The organism is Actinoplanes sp. NPDC026670 (assembly GCF_040638175.1).
Lineage (GTDB): Bacteria > Actinomycetota > Actinomycetes > Mycobacteriales > Micromonosporaceae > Actinoplanes.
Genome location: NZ_JBEZXU010000009.1, coordinates 174,703 through 198,412, shown reverse-complemented (window position 1 = coordinate 198,412; position 23,710 = coordinate 174,703). Strand labels below are relative to the sequence as shown.

Genomic DNA, 23,710 nt, shown 5'->3' with positions numbered 1-23,710 from the left:
GGCAGCGGGTCAGGCCTGCGGTGTGGCCGGGACGATCTGGTCACGCAGCCAGGACGGATCGGGGTTCACATGGCCCCGGCCGCCGATCACCACGGTCGGCACCGTCTCGTCGCCGCCGGTGATCTCCCGGACCGCGGCGGCCGCGGACGGGTCCTGCCAGATGTCGACCCAGCGGAGCCGGTCCGCGTCGGCGCCCAGGCGGGCCCGCAGCCGCAGGCAGAAGACGCAGCCCGGTCGCCAGTAGACGATCGGCCGCTCGTCCGCGCCGGTCGACGAAGCGGCAGGTGAGCGGGGGAAGGCGAGCGGCGACAACACGAAGGCGAGCACCAGGAACCCGGCCAGCAGCAGCGCGGCGGTGCCGGGCGCGCCGTCACCGAACCGGGCCGCGGCGATCAGCACACCGCAGAGGGCGGCCAGTGCCGCCACGCTCCATCGTCGCACCATGGAGCGGCACGGTACTCCGCTACCGCCGGTAACGGCATCCCCGACAGGCCTGATGAGCACGGGGTGGGACAACCCGGCGGCGTCAGTCCCGGGGCGGGTGGGACAAGCGGGTGTAACAAAGGCTCCGCTGACCAGGTGCCAGGTGAAACAAAGCGCCGATAGGGTCGCTCTATGGCTGATCTTGTAGTGCGTTCGCGGCGTGTGACGACACCTGACGGCGAGCGGGCCGCGGCGGTCGTGGTGGAGGACGGCAGAATCGCGGCGGTGGTGGACTATGACGCCGTCGTGACAGCCGGGGTGGATGTCGACCTCGGGGACACCGCGCTGCTCCCGGGCCTGGTGGACACGCATGTGCACGTCAACGAGCCGGGCCGGACCGAGTGGGAGGGGTTCGCCACGGCGACCCGGGCGGCCGCGGCCGGTGGCGTCACCACGATCATCGACATGCCACTGAACAGCCTGCCGCCGACCGTGAACACCGCGGCGCTGAAGATCAAACAGGCGGCCGCAGCCGGCCAGTGCCACGTCGACGTCGGCTTCTGGGGCGGCGCGATCCCCGGCAACGCCGCCGACCTGCCCGGACTGCACGCCGACGGGGTCTTCGGCTTCAAGTCGTTCCTCGCCGACTCCGGGGTGCCCGAGTTCCCGCCGGTCGACGCGGATCAACTGGCCGAGGCGATGAACGCGGTCGATGCGCTGTTCGTCATCCACGCGGAGGACCCGGATCATCTTCGCGAGGCGGCGAGCTCTCCCGCGTACGCCGAATTCTTGAACTCCCGCCCGCAGGACGCCGAGCATGCCGCGGTCGGCACCGCCATCGCGGTGGCCCGCGCCGCGGGCCGCCGCGCCCACATCCTGCATCTCTCCGCCGCTTCCGCGCTCCCGCTGATCGCCCGGGCCAGAGCCGAGGGAGTACGGGTGACCGCCGAGACCTGCCCGCACTACCTGACGCTGGACGCGGCCGAGATCCCGGACGGCGCCACCGAGTTCAAGTGCTGCCCGCCGATCCGTGACACGGCCAACGCCGACAAACTGTGGGAGGCGCTGGCCGACGGCCTGATCACCTGCGTGGTGAGCGACCACTCGCCGTGCACGCCCGACCTGAAACGGCAGGACACCGGTGACTTCGCGGCCGCGTGGGGCGGGATCGCGTCGGTGCAACTGGGTCTTCCGGTGATCTGGACCGCGGCCGCCGAGCGGGGGCATACCCTCGCGGACGTGGTGAAGTGGATGGCGCGCCGCCCCGCCGATCTGGTGGGATTGCGGAACAAGGGCCGCATCACCGTGGGCGCCGACGCGGATCTGGTGGCGTTCGAGCCGGACGAGACCTTCGTCGTCGACGCGCACGCACTGCATCACCGGAACCCCGTCACGCCGTACCACGGAAAGGTCTTGCGGGGTGTGGTCCGCACCACCTGGCTGCGCGGAAGCGTGGTGACCGGCGACAACGCCGGCGGAAAGTTCCTGGCAAGGGAGATCTGATGGATTTCAGCGCGCTGCCCGACCTCGCGTCCCGGGCGTTCGGCGGTGGCGTCGTGCACGCCAACGACGAGTTCTTCGCCGCCGCCGACCACCTGGTGCTGCCGGAGACACCGGGTCACGCGCCGAAGACGTTCGACCACAAGGGACAGGTCTACGACGGCTGGGAGTCGCGCCGCCGCCGGTCGCCGGGCCACGACTTCGCGATCATCAGGCTCGGCGCGCCCGGCATCGTGCACGGCGTCGACATCGACACCGCGTTCTTCACCGGCAACTTCCCGCCGCACGCCTCGGTCGAGGCCGTCGAGCTGCCCGGATATCCCGGCCCGGACGAGCTGGCCGGCGCGGACTGGGTGGAGATCCTGCCGAAGTCACCGCTGAAGGGCGACGGCCGCAACCTGTACCCGGTCGAGGACCGCCGCCGGTTCACGCATGTCCGGCTCAACATCTTCCCCGACGGCGGGGTGGCCCGGCTGCGGGTGCACGGCGAGGTGGTGCCCGACCCGGCGCTGCTGCCGAAGGTGTTCGACGTGGCCGCCGCCGAGTACGGCGCCACCGTCGTCGATTGCAGCAACATGTTCTACGGCAACCCGCAGCGGATGCTGATGCCCGGCCTGGCCCGCAACATGGGCGACGGCTGGGAGACGTCCCGGCGCCGCGACGACGGCAACGACTGGGTGCTGGTGCGGCTGGCCGCCCCGGCCGTGCTGCGCTTCGCCGACCTGGACACCAGCCACTTCAAGGGCAACGCGCCCGGCTGGGCCACGCTGACCGGGTTCGACCATGAGGGCTTCGCCCACGAGCTGCTGCCCCGGGTGGCGCTGCGGCCGGACACCCCGCACCGGTTCCCGCTGGTCAAGGTGCCCGAGGTGACCCAGGTCCGGCTGGACATCTTCCCCGACGGCGGGATGGCCCGCCTGCGACTGCTGGGGCGCGCCGACCGCGATCACCTGCGTGCGAGACTCGGCCGGTGAGCCGTACCGTCTCTCTCGTGCTCGTCGATCCGGCGGGTGCGCTTCTCGGGCAGCTGCCGCCGTTCACCGTCGAGGCGCCGTGGTGGCAGGAGATGTCCCAAGTGGTGGCCGGCGCCGGCATCGACGTCACCGTGCTGCGGCTGCTGCACGGCGACCAGGATCCGCCCGGCGGGCACGTCACCTACCTGGCGATGACCCCGGAACGGCCGGCCGGGCTGCTGCCGGCCGACGTGGACCTGTCGCCACATCCGCTGCGTGCGGCGTACGCCGAGCCGGCCGGCGCGGCGGCGTCACTGGCCTGGGCCGCGGGCGCCCTGGACCGGGTCGGGCTGTCCGGGCTGACCGCCCGGCAGCAGCGCACCTGGAACCTGTCGGCGATCTGGCGGTACCACGGCCCCGGCGGGGTGCCGGCGGCCTGGCTCAAGCAGGTGCCGCCGTTCTTCGCGCACGAGGCGGCGGTGCTCCGGCTGGTCGGCGACGTCGCACCGGATCTGGTGCCGCACGTGCTGGCCGCCGGTGACCACGGCCGGGCCCTGATCGCGCACGTTCCCGGCGCGGACCGCTACGACGCGCCGCCGTCGTTCCGGGCCGAGGTGCTGGCCGCGTGGCAGCCGGTGCAGTCCCATTTCGCGGGCCGGCTTCCTCAGCTGCGGGCCGCCGGAGTCCCCGACATCTCGCTGGCGGCGCTTCCCGAGGTGGCCCGGCCACACCTTTCCGGGATGCCGGGTCTGGCGGCGCTGCTCGATGATCTTCCGAGCCGGCTCGCCGCCGTTGACGCGTGCGGTCTCCCGGACACTCTCGTGCACGGTGACCTGCACATGGGCAACGTGATCCACGACGGGGAGTCGTTCACCATCGTAGACTGGGGAGACGCGGCGATCGGCAACCCGGCCTACGACGCGGTGCGGATGCCGGGCCAGCCGGAGGTGCTCGCCGAATGGGCGAAACGGTGGCCGGACCACGACGCGCTGCGAGCCGCCGAGCTCCTGCAACCGGTGGAACTGCTCCGCCAGGCGGTCGTGTACCACACGTTCATGGCGAAGATCGAACCGTCCGAATGGCCCTACCACGCCGACGACGTCCGCCGCTGCCTCCAGACTGCCGTCGAGCTAGCCGGGCAGTGACACCAGCCCCTGATGATCGTCCAAGGGCAGCCCGGACCCGGCGGCCGCTCCGGCGCCTTCTCCAGGGGCGGCGGCCGTCTCGGCTCCTTCTCCAGTGCGGGTGCCGGCGATTGCCAGGATCTCGGTGCTGGTCAGGGTGAGCGCCCCGGAGAGCGTCGTGGCGAACGCGGTGTCGGCCGCATCCCGGCCGGTCGCGATCCGGATCAGCGACTGCCGGGGCGCGAGCCGGGTCGCGTCCCACACCCGCCACCGGCCGTCGATCGCGGTCTCCACCACCAGATGGAAGTCCATCGGGGACAGTCCGGGCGCGTACACGGCGGCGACCCGGGCCGGGATGTTCCGGGCCCGGCACAGCGTGGCGGTCAGGTGGGCGAAATCGCGGCAGACCCCGGCGCCGGCGAGCAGGGTGTCCACCGCGTCGGTCGTCGGGCCGCTGCTCCCGCCCTGGTAGACGATGTGCTCGTGGACCCAGTCGGTGATCGCGCGGACCGTGCCGGCGGTGTCGTGGCCGTTGAAGCGGGTGGCGGCGAATCCGCCGAGCCGGTCCGACGGGCAGTACCGGCTGGGCCGCAACGCGACGATCCGCTCCTCGTCGGTTACCGCGGGCGGTGCCGAACCGGGTGGGACGGCCGCCGAATACCGCACCACGAGCACACCCTTGCCCGCGGTGATCAGCTGCCGGTCGCAGGCGACCCCGTTGACGAGGAGCGTCTGCGTGGAAGCGCCCGTCGCGGCGATCTGCAGGGCGATCTCGGCGGGCTCGGTGACGTCGAATTCCAGGGTGCAACCGACCTCGGAGATATCCACGGTTCTCACCGTATCGGCGGCGCGTTACGTACCGTGTCAGTCATGGATGACGTCCGCCGGCGCTACCTGGAGCTGATCCGCGGCGGTGACCTGTCGCCGGCGCTGGCCGAGGCGTTCGCGACGGTGCCACGCGAGATCTTCGTGGCCGACGGTTTCCACCGCCGGGACGGCCGGCGGATCGTGCCCGCCGACCCCGATTACCTGTCGACCGTCTACAGCGACGACGTGCTGGTCACCAAACTCGCAGGTGAGGTGCCGGTCAGTTCGTCCAGCCAGCCGTCGCTGATGGCCGCCATGATCGAGGCGCTGGACGTGCGGCCCGGGGTGCGGGTCCTGGAGATCGGTGCCGGCACCGGCTACAACGCGGCGCTCCTCGCTTCGCTCGGCGCCGTGGTGACCACGGTGGACGTTCAGGACGACGTCGCGGCCCGGGCCAGGTCCGCGTTGGCCAGGGCCGGCATCGCTGGGGTACGGGTGGAGGCCGCCGACGGCTACACCGGAGGCCCGTTCGAACGTTACGACCGCATCATCGTGACCGTCGGGGTCGCCGGGATCTCCCCGCACTGGCTGGACCGGCTCGAACCCGGCGGCCGCCTGATCGTCCCGGTCGCCCACGGCGGCATCCACCCGGTCCTCGACATCCGCACCGGCCCACTGACCGCGACGGTGGTCTGCTCCGCCGGATTCATGATCGCCGCCGGCCCGCTCAGCGCCAGGCATCCGCACAGCCACCCGCCTGTCGCATCCGGGCTGGAGGATCTGGACGAGGTGTCGCCGGCCCGCTGGAAACCACCGCTGGACGCCGACGCCTACCGCGGTCTGTGGTTCGCCGCCGCGGCCTGGCACCACCGGGTCAGCCACGCCTCGATCCCCGGGCGCGAACAGAGTTACCTCGCGGTGCTCGACGACACCGGCACGGCCGGCGCGGTGGTGCTGGCCGACGGCGCGATCCTCGCCTCGGGCCCGGAGTCGGAGCGGTGCGCAGCCGTCGGCACAGCGCTGTCGGATCGCTGGTGGTCGCTGAACCGTCCGCCGATGACAGCGTGGCGGATCGGTTTCACCCTGACCGGCGACCCGGCCACCCCGATCTGGTCCCCGGCCCGCTGGACCTTGACGCCACCCCCACCCCCTTGACTCCCACCCCACCCCACCACCGCACCCGTCCCACCACCGCACCTGCCCGACCAGCCGCACCCGCCCGGCCACCCGCACCCGCCCCACCACCTGCGTCCGCCCGCCACCGCACCCGCCCCACCACCCACCACCCGCCCCACCACCCACCACCCGCACCCGCCCGGCCACCCGCCCCAACCCCGTCAAGGCGCCCACCGCGACAACACTCGCCTTCGCCGCGATCTTGTTGAGTTGTGCGGGACGGGTGCGTCCGAAGTCCACAAGATCGAGGGTGGTCGGGCTGCCATGCTGCGATCTTGTGGAGTTGTGCACACTCTCAAGTTTCGCCACTTTGTGAAGCGACATTGCAGGTCAGGGCCGCAGCCGAAGTGAATCTTGCATTCGCCCTGGTCAGCGTCATCCCCGGCGAACTCCGCAAGATCATCGTGAGGTCCTATGGCCCTGGACGGGGCCGCCCAGGGGTGATGCCGGGAGCGGACTGCCGAGGGCGGGCCCGCTGGCCGCAGCGGTGGTCAGCGCACACGTTCGTCTGGGCGCAGCGGTGGTCAGCGCACATGTTCGCCGATCGTGTGCGCTTGCTTCGCTCTGACGGGGACGGGCGCACACGTTGTGCCGTCCGTGTGCGCCTGCCGTCGTCCCGGCGAGGATGAAATCGCACATTGCCGCATTGTGTGCGCTGGTCGTCGCACGCCGACGACCACTCCGCGCCGAGCGCCGGCGACCGCGGCTGGCGGAAGGTCCGGCGACCATGCCGGGCCGAGCGCCGGCGACCGTCGTCGTGGAAAGAAGACCGTGACGCGCACAAGGCCGGCGCGACCGACGCAAACGATCCCCAAGTGGCGAAACTCGAGTGCGGGACAGGTGTGCCTGAAGTTCACAGGTCTTCCGGGGCGCTTCGCGCCTGCCCGGGGTGGGGGAAAACGGCTGTGGACAGGCGTCATCGCGCCCTTACGCCCCCGCGAGATCGGGCGAGCCTCGCGTCATGGCCACAGTCACCTGCAGCTCCGCACGGGTCGGGCTTTGTTTTCTATCCAGATCGAGGAGGGGGTCGAGACCTGCCGGGGTGGCGCGTCGCTGTCGTCTCAGGGCGACACCATCGTCGGCAGGCCCGGTCGTGAGCACGCCTGACTGTGGGCACGCCTGGTTGAGAGCACGGCTGTGAGTGGGCTCGGTGGTCAGCGGGCTCGTAGGAAGGCGAGCACCGCGAGCACCCGCCGGTTCGTGTCGTCGGTCGGGGGCAGGCCCAGCTTGGACAGGATGTTGCCGACGTGCTTGCCGACCGCCGGCTCGCTGATGAACAGGCCCGCCGCGATCGCCGAGTTGGACCGGCCCTCGGCGATCAGCGCCAGCACCTCCCGCTCCCGGACGGAGAGCCCGGCCAGCGGGTCCTGCGGACGGCTGATCAGGCGGCGAACCACATCCGGGTCGACGACGGTGCCGCCCGCGACCACGGTGCGCAGCGCGCCCACGAACTCGGCGATGTCGGCCACCCGGTCCTTGAGCAGGTAGCCGACTCCGTCACCGGTCGCGATCAGGTCGGCCGCATACTCCTGCTGCACATACTGACTGAGCACGACGACCGGCAGACCGGGACGGGACGCCCGCAGCCGGACCGCGGCCCGGAGCCCCTCGTCCTGAAAGGACGGCGGCATCTTGATGTCGGTGATCACCAGCCCGGGATCGTGCTCGTCGACCGCGGCCGTCAGCTCGGCGGCGTCACCGACGGCGGCGACCACCTCGAACCCGAACCGGACCAGCACCCCGACCAGCCCTTCGCGCAGCAACACCCCGTCCTCGGCCAGGACCACCCGGGTCACAGCTCGACCCGCAGCAGTGTCGGCCCACCGGCCGGGATCACCCGGGTCACAGCTCGGCCCGCAGCAGCGTCGGCCCACCGGCCGGGATCACCCGGGTCACAGCTCGACCCGCAGCAGCGTCGGCCCACCGGCCGGGCTGGCCAGCAGCAGCTTGCCGCCGGCCGCGGCCACCCGGTCGGCGAGGCCGGTGAGCCCGGAACCGTGAACCGGATCGGCGCCGCCCCGACCGTCGTCGAGGACCTCCAGCACGATCACGTCACCGGCCCGGTCCAGGCGCACCTGCACCGAGGTGGCGTGCGCGTGCTTCGCGACGTTGGTCAGCGCCTCGGCCGCGACGAAGTAGGCGGTGGTCTCGACCCGCTCCGGCAGCCGGTCGACGATGTCGCCGGTGTCCACCGCCACCGGCACCGGCGAATTCGCCGCCAGCTCCCACAGCGCGGCCGGCAGCCCCAGGTCGGCGAGGGTCTGCGGGCGGATGCCGTGCACCAGGTCGCGCAGCACCACCATCAGCTCCTTGGCCTGCTCGTGGGCCCGGCCCAGCGGCTCGGCGGCCGGGGAGTCGCCCGGCAGGTCGAGCCGGGCCATGCCGAGCTGCAGGGTGAGGCTGGTGAGCCGGTGCTGGGCGCCGTCGTGCAGGTCGCGCTCGATCCGGCGGCGCTCGGCGTCGAACGCGTCGGCCAGCCGGGACCGGGACAGTGACACCTCGGTCAGCTGGTCACGCAGCACGTCGGTGGCGCCGAGCAGGCGCCGGGCCAGCGCGGTGTGCAGGGCGGCGGCCGCGCCGGCGAGATAGAGGACGGCCGGCAGCCCGGCGAGGCCCAGCAGCATGAACGGCGTCGCACCGGGCCCGCCGCGGATCACCAGGTCGCCGAGCTGCCACTCGGCCAGCCACGGGCTGAGCAGCAGGACCACCTCGAGCACGAGGACCAGGGCGGCGCCGAGCCACAGCAGGGGAGCGGCCAGGGCGAGCAGCACCGCATAGGCGACCGCCCGCCACGTCGACTCCTCCCGGCAGCGGGCCAGGAACCAGGCGACCGGGCCGGAGACCAGCGGCCGGTGCGGGGCAGGCAGCCGCAGCCGGCGGCGCTCCAGCGCGGCCAGCGGCAGGGCCACGGCCGGCCCGGCGACGGCGAACAGGAACGCGGACAGGAGCATCAGCACGACCACGGCCGGTTTCGGCTCGCGGCCCTCGGTGACCTCCTGCCCGGCGACCAGCCAGGGCAGCGCGAGGATCCAGAATCCGAACGCGACCGGCGCGGCGATCACCGCGGTCACCGCCAGCTGCAGCAGCGACCACCACGGCCAGGCCGTGCGCAGGTAGCGGCGGTCCTTCAGGGCATCGATCAGCACCGGTTCAAGGTAGCCAGCGGCGACCGGCCCGGCCCAGCCGTCCAGGGACACCTTCCGGGGTATGGCTGGGTATACCTTCGACCGATGAGAGCGGCCTACGACGAGATCGCGGACTGGTATGAGACCGAGTTCCTGCCGGGCAGTCTGCCCGGTGATCCGCTGGGGATCAGACGGGCCATCACCGAGCAGCTCGGCCGCGGGCCGGGGCGCTGTCTGGAGATCGGCTGCGGCACCGGGGTGCACGCGGCCCAGCTGCGTGATCTCGGCTGGAGCCCGGTCGGCGTCGACCTGTCGGCCGGGATGCTGCGGCACGCGTCGGGCAGGCTGCCGGCCGCCCGTGCCGACGCGACCCGGCTGCCGTTGCGTTCCGGGTCGGTCGACGCCGCGATCACCGTGATGGCGCACACCGACATGCCCGGCTACCCGGCCGTCCTGCGTGAGGTCAGCCGGGTTCTGCGGCCCGGTGGGCGGTTCGTGCACATCGGTGTGCATCCGGCGTTCTGTGGTGGTTTCGCCGACCGTAGTGATTCCGCGGCGGTGGTGATCCGTCCCGGTTATCTGGACGGGCACTGGACGAAGGCGTCGTGGACCGACCGTGGCGTCCGCGACAAGGTGGGCGCCAGTCACTGGCCCCTGCCCGCTCTGCTGACCGCGTTCCTGGAGGCGGGCCTGCGGTTCGAGGGTTTCGTCGAGGGCGGTTCCCCGGTCCCGACGATGTTCGCGATCCGCTCGCGATCAGGCCATCATCAGCATCGCGGCGGTGCCCAGGACGACGAGTAGCAGGACCGCGAGGAGCAGCCCTTTCTCGGCGGCGTCGGTGGCCTCGGCGACGGGGGTGGTGGTCAGTGGCTCACTGCTCATGGGTTCGGTCCTCCGGGGGGCTCGGGGGTTGCCGCTCCGGATGCGGGCGGCGGGCGAGAGGCTTACCGTGAGGGCGTCGTCGACCTCGAAGGGGCTGCAGTGCCGCCGCAGGAATGGCTTCTCTCCGCTGCCGAACGCGGCAACCCGGACACCTCCATACCCATATGGAACACTGGAAACACGGTCGAGCCACTTATTCACGGGCAAAGTTACTTCGATCGGCTGGTGACCGAGATCGGCCGGCTGACCGCCGGTGATCACCTCTTCTTCACCGACTGGCGCGGCGACCCGGACGAGCGCACCAGCGACGACGGGCCGACCGTGGCCGAGTTGTTCGCCGCGGCCGCCGCCCGCGGGGTGATCGTGAAGGGCCTGCTCTGGCGTTCACACCTCGACAAACTGGCGTACAGCGAGGAGGAGAACCGGAACCTCAGCGACGAGATCGAGGCGGCCGGCGGCGAGGTGCTGCTCGACCAGCGGGTCCGGCGCGGTGGCTCACACCATCAGAAACTCGTGGTGCTGCGCCATCCGGGCCGTCCGGAGCTGGACATCGCCTTCGCCGGTGGGATCGACCTGTGTCACAGCCGCCGCGACGACGCCCGGCACGACGGTGACCCGCAGGCGGTGCAGATGGCTTCGCCGTACGGCTCGAATCCGCCCTGGCACGATCTTCAGCTCGCGCTGCGGGGCCCGGTCGTCGGCACTCTCGACCAGTCGTTCCGTGAGCGGTGGTGCGACCGGGTGCCGCTCGACCAGAACGGCCCGGTCGCCACGATCACCGACCGGCTGCGGCACGAGGACATGAGCCCCGACCCGTTGCCGGAGCAGCCGCCGGACCCGCCGGAGTGCGGCCCGCACACCGTCCAGGTGCTGCGGACCTATCCGGCGATGCGGCCGCCCTACGGTTTCGCGAAGCTCGGCGAGCGCAGTGTGGCCCGCGGCTACACCAAGGCCATCAGACGGGCCCGCCGCCTGATCTACCTGGAGGATCAGTACCTCTGGTCGAAGGAGGTGGCCCAGCTCTTCGCCGAGGAGATGCGCGACGAACCGGAGCTGCACCTGATCGCCGTGGTGCCACGGCACCCGGATGTGGACGGCGGGTTCGCGCTGCCGCCGAACCTGGTCGGCCGGGAGCAGGCGATCGAGCTGTGCCGGCAGGTCGACCCCGGCCGGGTGCACGTCTTCGACCTGGAGAACCACGCCGGCACGCCGATCTACGTGCACGCGAAGGTCTGCGTGATCGACGACACCTGGTGCAGCGTCGGCAGCGACAACTTCAACCGTCGTTCGTGGACGCACGACAGCGAGCTGTCCTGCGCGGTCCTCGACGAGACCCGGGACGAGCGGGCGCCCCGTGACCCGGCCGGGATCGGCGACGGCGCCCGGACGTTCCCCCGTGACCTCCGGCTGGCCCTGATGCGCGAGCATCTGGACCGGGCCGACGGTGACGACGCCGACCTGCTCGACCCGGCCGATGCCGTCGAGGCGGTGACCGCCGCCGCGGACCGGCTGCGGGACTGGCGGGACGGCGGACGGGTCGGTCCCCGTCCGCCGGGCCGGCTCATCCCGCACGAGACCGAGCGCCTGCCGTGGCATCAGCGGTTGTGGGCACTTCCCGCGTACCGCCTCGTTTATGATCCGGACGGCCGGCCCTGGCGGGACCGCCGGCACTCCCGGTGGTGAATTCCTAGAGGACCCACTCGTCGTTACGGATGATCTCGATCGTGCCTTTCGGCCCGGTGCCGGTGACGGTGATGCCGTCGCCGCCGATCACCACGTCGGTGTGCACGGCCGAGGTGTTCAGGCCCAGTTCCTCGCGCTGGGCGACGGTCATCGAGGGGCCGCCCGGCACGGCGAACGGGAAGCTCGACCCCCAGGCCACGTGACAGCCGGCGTTCTCGTCGAAGAGTGTGTTGTGAAAGACGATCCCGGTACGGGCGATCCGGCTGTCCGAGTCCACCAGGGACACCTCACCGAGCGAGCGGGCGCCCGGATCGGTCTCCAGCTGGGCCCGGACGACGTCGGCGCCGGAGTCCGCGGAGACCGACACGATCCGCCCGCCGGAGAACTCCAGCCGCAGGCCGAGGATCAGGCTGCCGTTCAGCGCCAGCGGTTTCGTCACCCGGATCACCCCGTCCGCGGAGTGCCGGTCGGGGCTGGTGAAGACCTCCTCGGTGGGGATGTTCGGCATGTACGGCACCCCGGCCGGGTCGACCAGCCCGCCGCCCGTCCACCGGCATCCGGGGATCAGGCCGACGGTCAGGTCGGTGCCGTCCCCGACATAGCGCACCGAGGTCAGCTCCAGGGCGTCGAGCCGGGACCCGCGATCGGCGAGGGTCGCCGCCCGTTCCCGCCAGGCCAGCGCCGGGTCCGGGGTGTCCAGGCGCATCGCCGTCGACACCGCCTCCCACAGCCGCTCGGTGTCCGGCTCGCCGAACACCTGGTTGGCCCAGCCCGGGTTGGGCGCGCCGACGATGGTCCAGCGGAGCCGGCCCATCACGTGCTCGCGCATCGCCCGCACCTCCTCGGCCGGGAAGGCGGCGGCGCGCGCCGGGTCGGCGCCGTCGAGCAGGTGCGGGTCGGCGTCGCCGTGCAGGGCGATCGACGCGACGCCCTGCTCGGCCCACTCCCGGATGCGCTGGAGTGCCCAGCCGCGGCTCGCGGAGAGCGACTCCAGGCTGGCGTGATCCACGGCGGCGCGGCGCATCGGGCCGTCCGACCAGATCGGTTCGACCCAGGCCGCGCCGGCCGCATACGCGGCGGCGACGACGGCCCGGGCGATCTCCAGATGCGCGGTGTCCGTACGAAGAATGACTCCCTGCCCGGGCTGGACGTTGACACCGGCCCGGACCACGACGTCGGCGAATCGCTCGATGCGGTCCATGCCGCTCAGCGTAATCAGTCGGTGTGCGGTGCGCGCGCCGCCGGGATGACGCCGAGCCGGCCTTTCTGGTAGTCCTCGAAGGCCTGCTTGAGCTCGGCCCTCGTGTTCATCACGAACGGGCCGTAGTGGGCGATCGGCTCCCGGATCGGCTGTCCACCCATCACGAACAGGTCGAGCTCGGTTTTCGCCTCGACCCGGATCGCCTCGCCGGGCCCGTAGGTGGCGAGCTGCCCGAGCCGGACCGGCCGCATGTCGGTGCCCACCCAGCCCTCACCCGAGAGGGTGTAGACCAGCGCGTTGTAGTCGGTCTGCCAGGGCAGGTCGAGGCGTGCGCCGGGCTGGAGGGTGATGTGCGCCAGGTTGATCGGTGTGAACGTCGATCCGGGCCCACGGTGCCCGGCGATCTCACCGGCGATCACCCGGATCAGCCCGCCGCCGTCCGGTGTGGTGAGGAGCGCGGCCTTCGTACCCCTGATGTCCTGGTATTTGGGGTCGATCATCTTGGCCGCCCGCGGCAGGTTGACCCAGAGCTGGAGCCCGTGGAAGAGCCCGCCGCTGACCACCAGGTGCTCCGGCGGCGCCTCGATGTGCAGGATCCCGGAGCCGGCGGTCATCCACTGGGTGTCGCTGTTCGAGATCGAGCCGCCGCCACCGAGCGAATCCTGGTGGTCCATGATCCCGTCGATCATGTAGGTGACCGTCTCGAACCCACGGTGCGGGTGCCAGGGGGTCCCTTTCGGCTCGTTCGGCCCATAATCCACCGAACCCATCTGGTCCAGGTGGATGAAGGGGTCCAGCTCGGACATCGGCACCCCGGCGAAGGCCCGGCGGACCGGGAAGCCCTCACCCTCATACCCCTGCGGGGCCGTGGTCAGCCGCCGGACCGCGCGGAACTCGGTGGTGACCGGGTCGAGGCGCGGCAGGCGGGGCAGAACGAGGACGTCGTCGACGGTGATGGCGGGCATGGGTCTCACACCTTCCTGATCTTGGCGAAGACCCGGCCGATCACGGCCAGCTCCTCGTCGTCGAGATGATCGATGAAGCTCTCGCGGACGGTTTCCAGATGCGCCGGCGCGGCCTCGCGCAGCGCGGTCCGCCCCTCCTCGGTGAGGACCGCCTCCTGGCCGCGGCCGTCGTCGGGGCAGCTCTCCTTGCGCACCAGACCCCGCTTGATCATGGAGTTGATCTGGTACGTGATCCGGCTCGGCGACAGCACGAGCCGGCTGGCCAGCTCGCCCATCCGGATCCGCCGGCCCGGCGCGTCGGCCAGCGCGACGAGCACGTGGTAGTCGTTCATGCTCAGCCCGGTGGCGGCGCGCAGCTCGTCCTCGAGGCGGGTGTGCAGCGCCCAGGAGCTCTCGATGAAGGTGCGCCAGTGCGCCAGCTGCGTCGCGGTCAACGGTTCGGCCATGACACGAACCGTACTCCTTCAAATCTGAAACTTCAAATCTGAAATAAGGTTAGGGTGATCACGTGAAGATGCGCCGAGCCACCCCCGACGACGCCGACGAACTCGTCCGCCTCCGTGCGGTCCTGCTGCGGACCTTCCCGGGCCGTGCCTGGAACGACGACTGGCGCGAACCGGCCCGCGCCTCCCTGCTGCGCCGCCTGTCCGCACCCGAACCGGCCCTCGCGGGTTTCGTCGTCGAGAACCCGGACGGGCCCGGGCTCGCCGCCTGCGCGGTCGGTGTCGTCGACGAGCACCTCGGCAACCCGTACAGCCCGGACGGTCGCGTCGGCTACGTCTTCAACGTCGTCACCGACCCCGGCGCCCGGCGCCGCGGATATTCCCGCGCCTGCCTGGAGGCGCTCCTGCAATGGTTCCGCGACCAGGACGTCCGCGTCGCGGACCTGAAGGCATCGCCTGACGGCGAGCCGCTCTACACATCGCTGGGGTTCGCCCGCACGTCCGACCCCGCGATGCGCCTTCGACTTTGATTCGGTACGGCTACCCGCACCCGATCCTCAGGACAACGGCACGGCCACCGTGGCCACGCGCCGCCGCGCGCTCCGCGTGGTGACGTGCGGTCGGATTCGCGCCGCGGATCACCACGCTCGTTTACGCGGCCGGCGTGTTGAGCGACTGGGTGAGCCGCTCGCGGGCCACGTCGAAGTCGACACCGCGCTCGGCCAGGATGAGCATCGCCAGGCCCCGGCCCTCACGCAGGATGCCCAGCGCGATGTGCTCCGGCGCGATGAAGTTGTGCTTGAGCCGGATCGCCTCGCGCAGCGACAGCTCCAGGACCTTCTTGTTGCGCGCCGAGAACGGCCGGTGCCCGGCCGCGCTGAGGGAGAGCCGCCCGAAGAGGCCCTTCTTCTTCGGCGCCGGCCGGGGCAGCCGCAGCGTGCCGGCCCCGAAGTTCTCCTCGATCGCGGCACGCACCGCGTCCAGGTCGATGCCGATCGACTTGAGTGCCGCCGCGTCCTCGGCATCCCGGTCGGCGATCTCGGCGGTCTCGCTCCGGTCGCCGACGTGCCTGACGATCGCCTCCCGGACGTAGGTCTCGTCGACCTCGCCCGCGGCGCCCCGGAACGCCTCGCGAACCGCGCCGCTCTCCCCGGCGACCAGCGACAGCAGGGTGTGCTCGGTGCCGATCGTCTCGTGCCCGAGCAGCCGGGCCCGCTCCTGGGCGCCGATCACGACCTCGCGGGCGGCCTTGGTGAATCGCTCGAACATCTCAGTCCTCCCGTGGATCCGGCATCGGCAGCAGCCGGGCGTGCTTCTTGTGCACGCCCTGGCGGGTCACTTCGAGCGCGTCGGCGATCTCCTGCCAGGACCAGCCTCTGGCCCGGGCGTTCGCCACCTGTAGGCGCTCCAGTCCCTCCAGGAGACGGCGCAACGCCACCACTGCACGGAGCCCGACCCGGGGGTCGGTGCTGCCGGCTGCGGCGGCGAGATCGGTAGCTTCGGTCATGCCGTCAACTTACGTTGACACCACCACCCTGTCAATGAAGGTTGACGAGGAAGGTGCCCCACGTCCGAAATCCGATCGTGCGGACTTCCATGGAACAGGCGTGACCCTCGAGTTTCGCCATCTTGCGCAGCGACATTGCAGGTCAGCGCACACGTTTACCTGGGCGCAGCGGTGGTCAGCGCACACGTTCGCCGATTGTGTGCGCTTGCTTCGCTCTGACGGGGATGGGCGCACGCGTTGTGCCGTTCGTGTGCGCCTGTCTTCGTCCCGGCGAGGGTGAAGTCGCACGTTGCCGCATTGTGTGCGCTGGCCGTCGCGTGCTGGCGACCATGCCGGGCCGAACACTGGCGACCGCGTCCGGCCGAAGGACCGGCGGCCGCGTCCGGCGGAAGGCCCACCGGCCGCGTCCGGCGGAAGGCCCACCGGCCGCGTCCGGCGGAAGGCCCACCGGCAACACAGCCCGGGCGAAGAACCGGTGCGCCCTGCAGTGATGCCAGGCCGGCGCGACCGAAGCAAACGATCCCTAAATGACGAAACTCGAGTGTGCCCGAAATCAACAAGATGGCGGGCGGAGACCGGCCCGGAAACACGGAGAGGCCGACCCCGAGGGGTCGGCCTCTTTCCGAAAACGATCTGATCAGTCCCAGGCGGGCAGGGTGCCGAGAGACACGGTCAGCTCGACCGGGTGGTGCACCGGCGCGGCGACCGTGAACCGGGTGCCGAACGGGTCACGCAACTCGGCGAGAGCGGTCAGGCCCGCCTCCGACGGCTCCATGATGACCGCGCCGCCGAGGCGTTCGCACTGGTCGGCCGCGGCCTGGATGTCCTCGACCTGGAAGGCCGCACGCCACCAGGCGCCACGGTATCCGGGGGCGAGGCCGGCGATGGCGTCGTGGGCCTGGTTCAGCCACTCGCCGGAGCCGAACTGCTGGTTGAGCAGCCAGCCGAACGCCGAGCCGTAGAAGCGGGCCGCGCCGTCCGGGTCGTCGGTGATGAGTTCTGGCCACGACATCGTGCCGGGTTCGCCGCCCGCCTGCGCGCCGGCGAAGTCGTACGCCTGCCACAGGCCGATGATGGCGCCGTTCGGGTCGGCGACGATCGCGCGCCGTCCGCCGTGCGCCTCGGCCGGGTGGCTCAGGCAGTGGCCGCCGGACAGGGCGACCTGCTCGAGCGTCTCCTCGAGGTCGGGCGTGCTCAGGTGGGTGAGCCAGCCGTCGGGCCGGTCGAACTGACTGCGGGTGAGGCCGGCGACAGCGCGCCCCCCGAGCTTGAACCGATCACCCGCCGACTCCCAGCCAAACAACTCTCCGTAAAACTGCGCCGCGCGTGCGGGGTCCGCACTCGCCAGTTCCACCCAGCAAGGTGTCAAGGGTGCATAGCCTCTGATCCGCATGAGCCGCTCCATGGTGGACATCCCCAGTTACCTTCGTACTCTACGGCACTGATAACGCTTCGTCACCACCAGCCGGTTCATTGTCTGGTTTAGAGCAGTTTTAAACTACTCTTGGTAAGCAGGTGTGTGGTCAAGGTGACGCATCACCGGTGTCGCGGCTACGCCGTGCAGCACTACGGACACGACAACGACGAATGCCGCCGTCGCCCAGAGAAGTGGTTCGTTCGGAAAATCGGCATGTGTCACTGCATACGCTAGGTAATAGAACGTGCCCACGCCACGGATACCGAACGTGGCGATCACCCAGTGTTCCGAGGGGCGCCCGGGGGCACCTCGCAGGGCGGCGAAAGCGGCCAGCGGCCGGACCACGAAGATCAGCGCGAGGCCGGCGAGGGCGGCCGGGAGGGTCAGCGGCGCCAGGAGGCCGCCGACCACGGCGCCACCCAGGAGAAGCAGCAGCAGTACGGTCAACAGCCGCTCGATCTGCTCGGCGAAATCGTGCAGCACCTGGTGGTACTCATGGGACCGCTCGGCCGCCCGGATCGCCCGCGCCGCCACGAACACGGCCAGGAAACCGTAGCCCCCGGCGACCTCGACCAGCCCGTACGCCAGGAAGGTCGCCGCCAGCGCCTGGAATCCCTCGGAATGCCGGGCCAGCCGCAGTGAGTCCCGTTCGACCCGGAAGAACAGCCTGCCGAGCAGCTTGCCGATCACGATGCCGCCGACCAGCCCGACCACGCCCTTGTAGAGGACGTCGACGAGCACCCAGCCGCCGAGCCAGCCGGCCGGATCCAGGCCGTGCGCCGCGATCGCGATGGCCGCATAGACGAACGGGAACGCCAGCCCGTCGTTCAGCCCCGCCTCGGAGGTCAGCGCGAACCGTACCTCGTCCTCCGAATCCTCCTCGCCGGTCGGCTCGCCGACCTGCACGTCCGCCGCCAGCACCGGATCGGTCGGCGCCATCGCCGCGCCCAGCAGCAACGCCGACGCCGGCACCAGCCCGGCCCACCACCAGCCGAGCAGCGCCACCGCCGCGATCGTCACCGGCATCGCGATGATCAGCAGCCGGAGCGTCGACGCCCACCGCCGCCGCCCGAACGGCCTGTCGATCTTCAGTCCGGCGCCCATCAGCGCCACGATCACGCACACCTCGGTGAGGTGCTCGGTCACCTTCGGATGGGCCAGCGGATCGGCCGCCGGCAGGCCCAGCGGCAACCCGAAGAGCAGCAGACCCAGCCCGAGGAACGCCATCGGCATGGACAGTGGGCGGCGCTCCAGCACCCGGGGGAGGATCCCGGCAAGCAGGGCACCCAGCCCGAACAGGGCGAACAGCACATCGGACACCTGTATGCCCGGGAGAATCATGCCCGCGCTTTACCCGCCAAGAGCATCTCGAACCACACCGTCGAGCCACGCACCGTCGGGTCGGTGCCCCATGAATCGCTGAGCTCCTCGATCAGCCCCAGGCCCCGGCCCCGGCTGGCCAGCGTGTCGGCGTGCGCCCGGATCACACTGCCCCGGGTGCCGGTGTCGGCCACCGACACGAGCAGCCGCTCCGCGTTCAGGTCGATGTGCACCTGGGCCGGGGTGCCGGCGTGCAGCAGCGCGTTGGTGGTCAGCTCGCTGGTGCACAGGATCGCCGCGCCGATCACCGGCTCCGGCACGCTCCACTCGCGCAGCCGCATCGTCATCCACTGCCGCACCCGGCTCGGGCTGGTCGGCTCGGCGGCCACCTGCAACGTCGCCGACCGGCTCATCGCCAGCGCGTGCTCCACCGCCAGCACCGCCACGTCGTCGTCAGTGGTGCCGGGCACCGCGGCCGTCGCCAGCGAGCACATGTTGCGCGGGTCGCCGCTCGGTGACGCGGCCGCCGCCGCGACCAGCGCGTCCAGCCCGTCGTTGAGCGGCCGGTCGCGCCGCTCCACCACACCGTCGCTGAACATCAGGATCGTGTCGCCCGGCTCCAGCCGCAGCGAGCCGGTCTGCCAGCGCCCGCCCAGACCCAGCGGGGCGCCCGGCGGCACCTTGACCAGCTCGGCGGTGGCCGGCTCGCCGGACCGCCCGGCCCGGCGCAGCACCGGCGGCGGATGACCCGCGCTGGCCAGCGTGATCGAACCGTCGGAGGGGTCGAGCACCCCGTACACGACGGTCACGAAGATCTCCTCGTTGCGCGACTCCGCGCCCAGCGAGCCGACCAGCCGGTCCAGCCCGGCCAGCACGCTCGGCGGCGACGGATCGGTCAGCGCCATCGCCCGCAGCGCGGCCCGGACCTGCCCCATCACCGCGGCGGCCCGCACATCGTGCCCGGCCACGTCACCGAGGACCATCGCCAGCCGGCCGTCGAGCAGGTGGAACGCGTCATAGAAGTCGCCGCCGGCCGCGTTGCCGTCGACACCCACGTCGTAGCGCGCCGCGATCCGGAACGTGTCCAGCTCGGGCAGGTGCTCGGGAAGCATGCTGCGCTGGAGCAACTGGGCGGTGCCGTGCTGGGCCTCGAACCGCCGGGCCCGCTCGGCCGCCTGCGCGACCAGCTCGGCCGCCGCCGTCAGCAGCGCCCGCTCGGCCGGCAGCCAGGCGTGCGCCCGGCGGAACCCGACGGTCAGCGCGCCCCGCAGCGACGGCGTCCGCAACGGGAGGGCGGCCAGCGACCGGACCCGTCGCTCGTGCCGGTCCGCCGCGACCGCCGCGAGCGGCTCGCCGTCGGCGACGAAGGTGGCCCGGCCGGTCTCCGCCGCCGCCACCGCGGGCGCCGCCGGGTCGGCGCTGATCCGCCGCCAGACCGGTGGCAGCCGCTCGTCCACCTCGTCGAGCATTTCGCCGCGAATGCGGCGGACATAGCGGTAGGCCAGGCCGTCGTCCACGGCCAGGACACAATGATCAAGATCAAAGGATGCCATGGCGTACGTCAGGACGACTCGCGTGACATCGTCGATGGTCAGTGCGCCGGCCAGCCGAGCGGTCAGCTCACCGAGACTCTGCAACCGGTGGATCACGTGCGTGGTCTCGGCCGCCACCGTGAGCACCCCGGCCACCGCGCCCCGCGACGTGCGGATCACCGAGTGGCCCCGGGTGTAGAAGGCCGGCTCGGTGCGCCCCGGCGCGAACTGCACCTGGCTCTCCGGCTCCAGGATCGACCGGCCGGTCCGGTGCACCTGCTGGATCACGTCACCCAGGCCCGGCTGCTCCCACATCGCGCCGAACGCCGACGCGGCCGGGCGGCCCAGCGCCGCCGGATGCAGTGCGTCGAGGACCTCGGCGTAGGCGTCGTTGTAGACCACCACAAAATCGTCACCGACGGTGAGCAGCATCGGAATGGGGGAGGAGAGAGCGAGCTCGACCGCGGCGCGGACCGCCGGATCCCACCCGGTGATCGGGCCGAGCGAGGTCGCCGACCAGTCGAAAGCGTGCACCAGAGCGGAACAGCCCAGGCCGGTGTGCTGGGCACCGGCCGCCTGCACGGGCAGCGTGGTGATCAGCGAGGGGTGAAGACCACCCGTCCCGAAACCTCCCGACCCCACCATGCGGAAAGCCTATCCCGTGTGGTCCGTTTGTACGATGCCCCACCGGCCGTCCGTCCGGTTATTGACCGTTCTCCGGTACGGCTCCGAGATTACTGCTGAGGACGATTCACGCTTGCCCTCACCCTGCGTGAGCGGCGGATACGCGATGAGAACTTGGTCAGTGGAACGGTCGCCGACCTATAGTCGCCGCCGTGATCGAACCGCTGCACGGTGTGACACGTGACACCGCCGGATCCGGACAGCCGGCCGGCCAACCGCGTGCCACCTCCCGGAACACGCCCTGGACCTCGTCGTATGTCGCGCCGGGTCAGTCTCCCGGGACTTCGCCTGTGCCGTCGTATCACGCGGGGCCGCTGCCCACCCGGCAGGCCGTGCCACCGACCGGGCCCGACCTCCAGGACCAGCGTTATGCGGCGCTGGCAGCGTGGTCCGCGTCGGCCGAGACGATCACGATGGCCGCGGTCGAGGCGGGGCCCGGGTCCGCGTACCCAAGGATGATCGTGGAGAACCCGGAACCGGGAGCGCATCGCACCGCCGTGCCCACGCATCGCGTCGCGTTCCTGCTCGCCGTCGCCGCCGCCGTCGGCATCCTCGCCGTGCTGGTCGCCGCGTTGTCGTAGGGGTGGACCGCCGAGATGCGGGGTATGCCGCTTTGTGCAGGGGCGGGCCCGGATGTCGGAGGGGCGTGGTACTCCTGCGGTGAGGCGGTGGCCGACGTTCCGCCTCGCCGAGTCAGGGAGGACGGATGACCGGAGACGGGCTGACCCGAAGCCTGAACGACATGTGGCGGTCCGTGGTGCTCTATCTGCCGACCGTCCTGGTTTCGCTGCTGATCCTGATCGCCGGCTACCTGCTGGCCCGCCTCGCCCGGACGCTGACCGCCAAAGCGCTGCGGCGGGCCGGGTTCGACCGGGTCGTGCAGAGCGGGCCGGCCGGGCGACTACTGAGACCCGGCACGCCCAGCGTCACCGACGTCTGTGCGCGGCTCGTCTTCTTCGTGGTGCTCCTGTTCGCGCTGCAAGCGTCGTTCGGGGTGTGGGGGCCCAACCCGGCCAGCGACCTGATCACCGCCCTCATCTCCTGGCTGCCACAGGTGCTCGTCGCCATCGTCATCGTCGTCGTCACCGCGGCCATCGCCCGCGCCGCCCACGATCTCGTGCTCGCCGTCCTCGGCGGGCTGGCCTACGCACGTGTGCTGGCCAAAGCGGCGGCGGCGGTCATCGTCACGCTCGGCGTGATCGCCGGCCTCGACCAGATCGGCATCGCCACCTCGGTGACCCGGCCCCTCCTGATCACCATCCTCGCCACCGTCGCCGGCGTGATCATCGTGGGTGTCGGCGGCGGGTTGATCCGGCCCATGCAGCAGCGCTGGGAGGGATGGCTGGACCGCGCGGCGGCGGAGTCGGCGGTGATCCGTAACCAGGCCCGTGCCTACGCCGAGGAACGTTCCCGGCAGGCCGCGTCACCCCAGCCGGGCAGCCCCGAAGCCGCTCCGCGCTCAGATGCTCCGGCTCCAGGCCCTTCGGCCCCTACAGATCCGTCCCCAACCGGCCGCCCTGCTCCAACCGGCCTGGCCTCGACCGGCCCGGCTTCGACCGGCTCGGCCCTGACCGGTTCGGGCCCAGCGGGGTCTGTCGCAGCCGATTCCGGCCCGAATGGTCCTGGGTTGGTCGGGTCCGGGCCGGCTGGTTCCGGGTCTGACCTGCCGGGTCGGGATCCAGACGAGGACGTGGCTGGCCAGGATGCCGACAAGACGGAGTTCCTGCTGCCGCAATCCGGCCCTGCCATGGCGGACCGCGCGGCGGGGAACGCCGATGCCGGACGGATCGCGGGTGAGCCGGGCGAGGCCGGGTCACCGTCCGCGGCCGCTGGCAGGTCACCGTTCGTAGCCGGTGGCGGGTCACCGTCTGCGGTAGGCGCTTCGGATGGCGTCGGGTCGCCGTCTGCGCCGGGTGACGCCGGTCTGCCGTCGGCTGCGGGTGGGCGGCTTGCCGAGGATCGGCGTCGGGCGGCGGAAGCACGTCGTGCCGGCGAGGCTGATCTCGCGGCTGAGGTTCACCGGGCCGACGAGGAGCGGCTGGCGGACCAGGGCGGGGCGATCGTGGCCGGGGCGGCTGAGCCGGCGGAGCCGCTTGAATCCGCTGGATCGGAGAACCGGGCCGTCCCTTTTGATGACGGGACCGCATCGGATCAAACTGCGGTCACCGGTTCCGAGTATCCGGAGGAGGGCGCCGACTGGGCCTGGGAGACCCGCTGGGCTGAGGAGGAACGCCGGAACCGCGAAGCCGACAGCGACGAGACCCAGGTCATCGTCGCGCCGGTGGACGACCGGCCGCACATGATCCCGGGCTTCGACCGCTACGACGAACCGCCCGCCGACGCCGGTAACCCCACCGAGGACGACACGGTTTTCGTTCGCGCCGGAGCCTCCGAGACCACGCTCCTCACGCCTGGAGTGAGACCTTCACGCCCCACCCCGGAACCGGGATCCGGCAGCGAACCGACCGCCGATCTCACCGACGAGCCGACGACGTTCCTGTCGCCGGGTGGCGTGGCGGCTGCGTCCGCGGCGGAGGAGGAGCCGACCACCTTCCTGACGCCCGGCGGTGTGGGGGCTGCTTCGGCGGACGGGAACGAGTCGACGGTTTCGCAGGCCGGCTCGGACGAGCCGACGACCTCGATCATCACGCGCGGGGCGGACATCGGGGACGACCCAACCGTTCCCGATGTCGGGCGGGCGGACGACCCGGCCGTCGGTGGGGATGACGATCCGACTGTGGAGCGGCCCCGACCGGGGCGTTCCCAAGCGTGATCGGGCATGAGATCCTGCTGCGCTGCCGCCTCAGCTTGAGAAGGAAACCCCCGGACGGATGACATCTCCTCGGCCGCGACGCGTCGTCAAGTAACGCCTCCCCTTGGCTCGTAGCCCACGACTTCTCGGCCACGGCTCGTCGCTCAAGGCTCGTCGTTCAAGGCTCGTCGCTTACGGCTTGTCGCCCATGGCCCC

22 protein-coding genes and 1 pseudogene are annotated in these 23,710 nt (G+C 71.5%); 9 read left to right on the top strand and 14 right to left on the bottom strand.

Annotated features, from left to right (window positions below):
* Nucleotides 1-9 precede the first annotated feature (9 nt).
* On the bottom strand, nt 10-444 hold the full coding sequence (locus AB0E94_RS12060; RefSeq protein ID WP_360325453.1) for a glutaredoxin domain-containing protein: 435 nt from the start codon (nt 442-444) through the stop codon (nt 10-12).
* 171 nt (nt 445-615) lie between these two features.
* Here AB0E94_RS12060 and allB point away from each other — a divergent pair, with 171 nt between their 5' ends.
* From allB to AB0E94_RS12045, 3 genes are read left to right on the top strand one after another with little or no spacing between them, the layout of a single operon-like run.
* On the top strand, nt 616-1,926 hold the full coding sequence (allB, locus tag AB0E94_RS12055; RefSeq protein ID WP_360325451.1) for an allantoinase AllB: 1,311 nt from the start codon (nt 616-618) through the stop codon (nt 1,924-1,926).
* Nucleotides 1,926-2,897 (top strand): allantoicase, encoded by a 972-nt coding sequence (alc, locus tag AB0E94_RS12050; RefSeq protein ID WP_360325449.1) that lies wholly within the window; start codon nt 1,926-1,928, stop codon nt 2,895-2,897. Before allB ends, alc begins: the two co-directional genes overlap by 1 nt.
* Nucleotides 2,894-4,021: an aminoglycoside phosphotransferase family protein gene (locus AB0E94_RS12045; protein WP_360325448.1), complete on the top strand. Its 1,128-nt coding sequence runs from the start codon at nt 2,894-2,896 to the stop codon at nt 4,019-4,021. The genes alc and AB0E94_RS12045 overlap by 4 nt, the downstream gene beginning before the upstream one ends.
* On the opposite strand, the gene AB0E94_RS12040 is transcribed toward AB0E94_RS12045, so the two are convergent.
* Nucleotides 4,007-4,828 carry a transglutaminase family protein gene (locus tag AB0E94_RS12040; RefSeq protein WP_360325446.1) on the bottom strand — a complete coding sequence of 274 codons (822 nt, stop codon included), beginning with the start codon at nt 4,826-4,828 and terminating at the stop codon, nt 4,007-4,009. The genes AB0E94_RS12045 and AB0E94_RS12040 overlap by 15 nt on opposite strands.
* 42 nt (nt 4,829-4,870) lie before the next feature.
* Here AB0E94_RS12040 and AB0E94_RS12035 point away from each other — a divergent pair, with 42 nt between their 5' ends.
* Nucleotides 4,871-5,962, top strand: coding sequence for a methyltransferase domain-containing protein (locus AB0E94_RS12035; RefSeq protein WP_360325445.1), 1,092 nt, complete (start codon nt 4,871-4,873; stop codon nt 5,960-5,962).
* A gap of 1,175 nt (nt 5,963-7,137) precedes the next feature.
* Here AB0E94_RS12035 and AB0E94_RS12030 read toward each other — a convergent pair.
* Both AB0E94_RS12030 and AB0E94_RS12025 read right to left on the bottom strand, forming a co-directional pair.
* Nucleotides 7,138-7,779 carry a response regulator transcription factor gene (locus AB0E94_RS12030; protein ID WP_360325443.1) on the bottom strand — a complete coding sequence of 214 codons (642 nt, stop codon included), beginning with the start codon at nt 7,777-7,779 and terminating at the stop codon, nt 7,138-7,140.
* A 96-nt stretch (nt 7,780-7,875) separates the two neighbouring features.
* Complete coding sequence (locus AB0E94_RS12025; RefSeq protein WP_360325441.1) at nt 7,876-9,129, bottom strand: sensor histidine kinase; 1,254 nt, start codon at nt 9,127-9,129, stop codon at nt 7,876-7,878.
* Between the two features lie 84 nt (nt 9,130-9,213).
* On the opposite strand from AB0E94_RS12025, the gene AB0E94_RS12020 reads away from it, so the two are divergent.
* Entirely contained in the window at nt 9,214-9,909 is a 696-nt protein-coding gene (locus tag AB0E94_RS12020) for a class I SAM-dependent methyltransferase (RefSeq protein WP_360325439.1), read from the top strand.
* On the opposite strand, the gene AB0E94_RS12015 is transcribed toward AB0E94_RS12020, so the two are convergent.
* Nucleotides 9,865-9,990, bottom strand: coding sequence for a hypothetical protein (locus tag AB0E94_RS12015; RefSeq protein ID WP_360325438.1), 126 nt, complete (start codon nt 9,988-9,990; stop codon nt 9,865-9,867). The two genes, AB0E94_RS12020 and AB0E94_RS12015, sit on opposite strands and share 45 nt — an antisense overlap.
* 99 nt (nt 9,991-10,089) lie before the next feature.
* Between AB0E94_RS12015 and AB0E94_RS12010 the strand changes: the two genes are divergently transcribed.
* Nucleotides 10,090-11,673 carry a phospholipase D-like domain-containing protein gene (locus AB0E94_RS12010; protein ID WP_360325437.1) on the top strand — a complete coding sequence of 528 codons (1,584 nt, stop codon included), beginning with the start codon at nt 10,090-10,092 and terminating at the stop codon, nt 11,671-11,673.
* A 4-nt stretch (nt 11,674-11,677) separates the two neighbouring features.
* On the opposite strand, the gene AB0E94_RS12005 is transcribed toward AB0E94_RS12010, so the two are convergent.
* The 3 genes from AB0E94_RS12005 to AB0E94_RS11995 are packed head-to-tail and all read right to left on the bottom strand — an operon-like array spanning nt 11,678 to nt 14,285.
* Entirely contained in the window at nt 11,678-12,874 is a 1,197-nt protein-coding gene (locus tag AB0E94_RS12005; protein WP_360325435.1) for an aminopeptidase, read from the bottom strand.
* Nucleotides 12,875-12,888: 14 nt separating this feature from the next.
* Entirely contained in the window at nt 12,889-13,839 is a 951-nt protein-coding gene (locus tag AB0E94_RS12000) for a pirin family protein (protein ID WP_360325434.1), read from the bottom strand.
* A 5-nt stretch (nt 13,840-13,844) separates the two neighbouring features.
* Complete coding sequence (locus AB0E94_RS11995; RefSeq protein WP_360325432.1) at nt 13,845-14,285, bottom strand: MarR family transcriptional regulator; 441 nt, start codon at nt 14,283-14,285, stop codon at nt 13,845-13,847.
* Nucleotides 14,286-14,353: 68 nt separating this feature from the next.
* Between AB0E94_RS11995 and AB0E94_RS11990 the strand changes: the two genes are divergently transcribed.
* On the top strand, nt 14,354-14,812 hold the full coding sequence (locus AB0E94_RS11990; protein ID WP_360325511.1) for a GNAT family N-acetyltransferase: 459 nt from the start codon (nt 14,354-14,356) through the stop codon (nt 14,810-14,812).
* A 121-nt stretch (nt 14,813-14,933) separates the two neighbouring features.
* Here the strand turns inward: AB0E94_RS11990 and AB0E94_RS11985 are convergent, their stop codons facing one another.
* From AB0E94_RS11985 to AB0E94_RS11960, 6 genes and pseudogenes are all read right to left on the bottom strand, one after another.
* Nucleotides 14,934-15,320 carry a Clp protease N-terminal domain-containing protein gene (locus AB0E94_RS11985; RefSeq protein WP_360325510.1) on the bottom strand — a complete coding sequence of 129 codons (387 nt, stop codon included), beginning with the start codon at nt 15,318-15,320 and terminating at the stop codon, nt 14,934-14,936.
* 72 nt (nt 15,321-15,392) lie between these two features.
* Nucleotides 15,393-15,551, bottom strand: a pseudogene (locus tag AB0E94_RS11980) (Clp protease N-terminal domain-containing protein); the annotation flags it as partial.
* A 1-nt stretch (nt 15,552) separates the two neighbouring features.
* Nucleotides 15,553-15,789 carry a helix-turn-helix domain-containing protein gene (locus AB0E94_RS11975; protein ID WP_109589537.1) on the bottom strand — a complete coding sequence of 79 codons (237 nt, stop codon included), beginning with the start codon at nt 15,787-15,789 and terminating at the stop codon, nt 15,553-15,555.
* Nucleotides 15,790-16,426: 637 nt separating this feature from the next.
* Nucleotides 16,427-17,182, bottom strand: a complete 756-nt coding sequence (locus AB0E94_RS11970; RefSeq protein ID WP_360325431.1) for a VOC family protein — start codon at nt 17,180-17,182, stop codon at nt 16,427-16,429.
* Nucleotides 17,183-17,287: 105 nt separating this feature from the next.
* A complete protein-coding gene (locus AB0E94_RS11965; protein WP_360325429.1) occupies nt 17,288-18,547 on the bottom strand; it encodes a cation:proton antiporter in 1,260 nt (419 codons plus the stop codon).
* The gene (locus AB0E94_RS11960; protein WP_360325427.1) at nt 18,544-20,703 is read right to left on the bottom strand and encodes a SpoIIE family protein phosphatase; all 2,160 of its coding nucleotides are present in this window, start codon (nt 20,701-20,703) and stop codon (nt 18,544-18,546) included. Before AB0E94_RS11960 ends, AB0E94_RS11965 begins: the two co-directional genes overlap by 4 nt.
* A 329-nt stretch (nt 20,704-21,032) precedes the next feature.
* Here AB0E94_RS11960 and AB0E94_RS11955 point away from each other — a divergent pair, with 329 nt between their 5' ends.
* Both AB0E94_RS11955 and AB0E94_RS11950 read left to right on the top strand, forming a co-directional pair.
* Nucleotides 21,033-21,323 (top strand): hypothetical protein, encoded by a 291-nt coding sequence (locus AB0E94_RS11955; RefSeq protein ID WP_360325426.1) that lies wholly within the window; start codon nt 21,033-21,035, stop codon nt 21,321-21,323.
* A 125-nt stretch (nt 21,324-21,448) separates the two neighbouring features.
* The gene (locus AB0E94_RS11950) at nt 21,449-23,515 is read left to right on the top strand and encodes a hypothetical protein (protein WP_360325425.1); all 2,067 of its coding nucleotides are present in this window, start codon (nt 21,449-21,451) and stop codon (nt 23,513-23,515) included.
* Nucleotides 23,516-23,710 lie beyond the last annotated feature (195 nt).

What these genes read in the sequence shown, in the direction of transcription:
- AB0E94_RS12020 (WP_360325439.1), top strand. Translation starts at nt 9,214, where the DNA reads ATGAGAGCGGCCTACGACGAGATCGCGGACTGGTATGAGACCGAGTTC.
- AB0E94_RS12060 (WP_360325453.1), bottom strand. Translation starts at nt 444, where the DNA reads ATGGTGCGACGATGGAGCGTGGCGGCACTGGCCGCCCTCTGCGGTGTG.
- AB0E94_RS12000 (WP_360325434.1), bottom strand. Translation starts at nt 13,839, where the DNA reads ATGCCCGCCATCACCGTCGACGACGTCCTCGTTCTGCCCCGCCTGCCG.
- alc (WP_360325449.1), top strand. Translation starts at nt 1,926, where the DNA reads ATGGATTTCAGCGCGCTGCCCGACCTCGCGTCCCGGGCGTTCGGCGGT.
- AB0E94_RS12015 (WP_360325438.1), bottom strand. Translation starts at nt 9,990, where the DNA reads ATGAGCAGTGAGCCACTGACCACCACCCCCGTCGCCGAGGCCACCGAC.
- AB0E94_RS11950 (WP_360325425.1), top strand. Translation starts at nt 21,449, where the DNA reads ATGACCGGAGACGGGCTGACCCGAAGCCTGAACGACATGTGGCGGTCC.
- AB0E94_RS11995 (WP_360325432.1), bottom strand. Translation starts at nt 14,285, where the DNA reads ATGGCCGAACCGTTGACCGCGACGCAGCTGGCGCACTGGCGCACCTTC.
- AB0E94_RS11965 (WP_360325429.1), bottom strand. Translation starts at nt 18,547, where the DNA reads ATGATTCTCCCGGGCATACAGGTGTCCGATGTGCTGTTCGCCCTGTTC.
- AB0E94_RS12005 (WP_360325435.1), bottom strand. Translation starts at nt 12,874, where the DNA reads ATGGACCGCATCGAGCGATTCGCCGACGTCGTGGTCCGGGCCGGTGTC.
- AB0E94_RS11975 (WP_109589537.1), bottom strand. Translation starts at nt 15,789, where the DNA reads ATGACCGAAGCTACCGATCTCGCCGCCGCAGCCGGCAGCACCGACCCC.
- AB0E94_RS12035 (WP_360325445.1), top strand. Translation starts at nt 4,871, where the DNA reads ATGGATGACGTCCGCCGGCGCTACCTGGAGCTGATCCGCGGCGGTGAC.
- AB0E94_RS11990 (WP_360325511.1), top strand. Translation starts at nt 14,354, where the DNA reads ATGCGCCGAGCCACCCCCGACGACGCCGACGAACTCGTCCGCCTCCGT.
- AB0E94_RS11960 (WP_360325427.1), bottom strand. Translation starts at nt 20,703, where the DNA reads ATGGTGGGGTCGGGAGGTTTCGGGACGGGTGGTCTTCACCCCTCGCTG.
- AB0E94_RS11970 (WP_360325431.1), bottom strand. Translation starts at nt 17,182, where the DNA reads ATGCGGATCAGAGGCTATGCACCCTTGACACCTTGCTGGGTGGAACTG.
- allB (WP_360325451.1), top strand. Translation starts at nt 616, where the DNA reads ATGGCTGATCTTGTAGTGCGTTCGCGGCGTGTGACGACACCTGACGGC.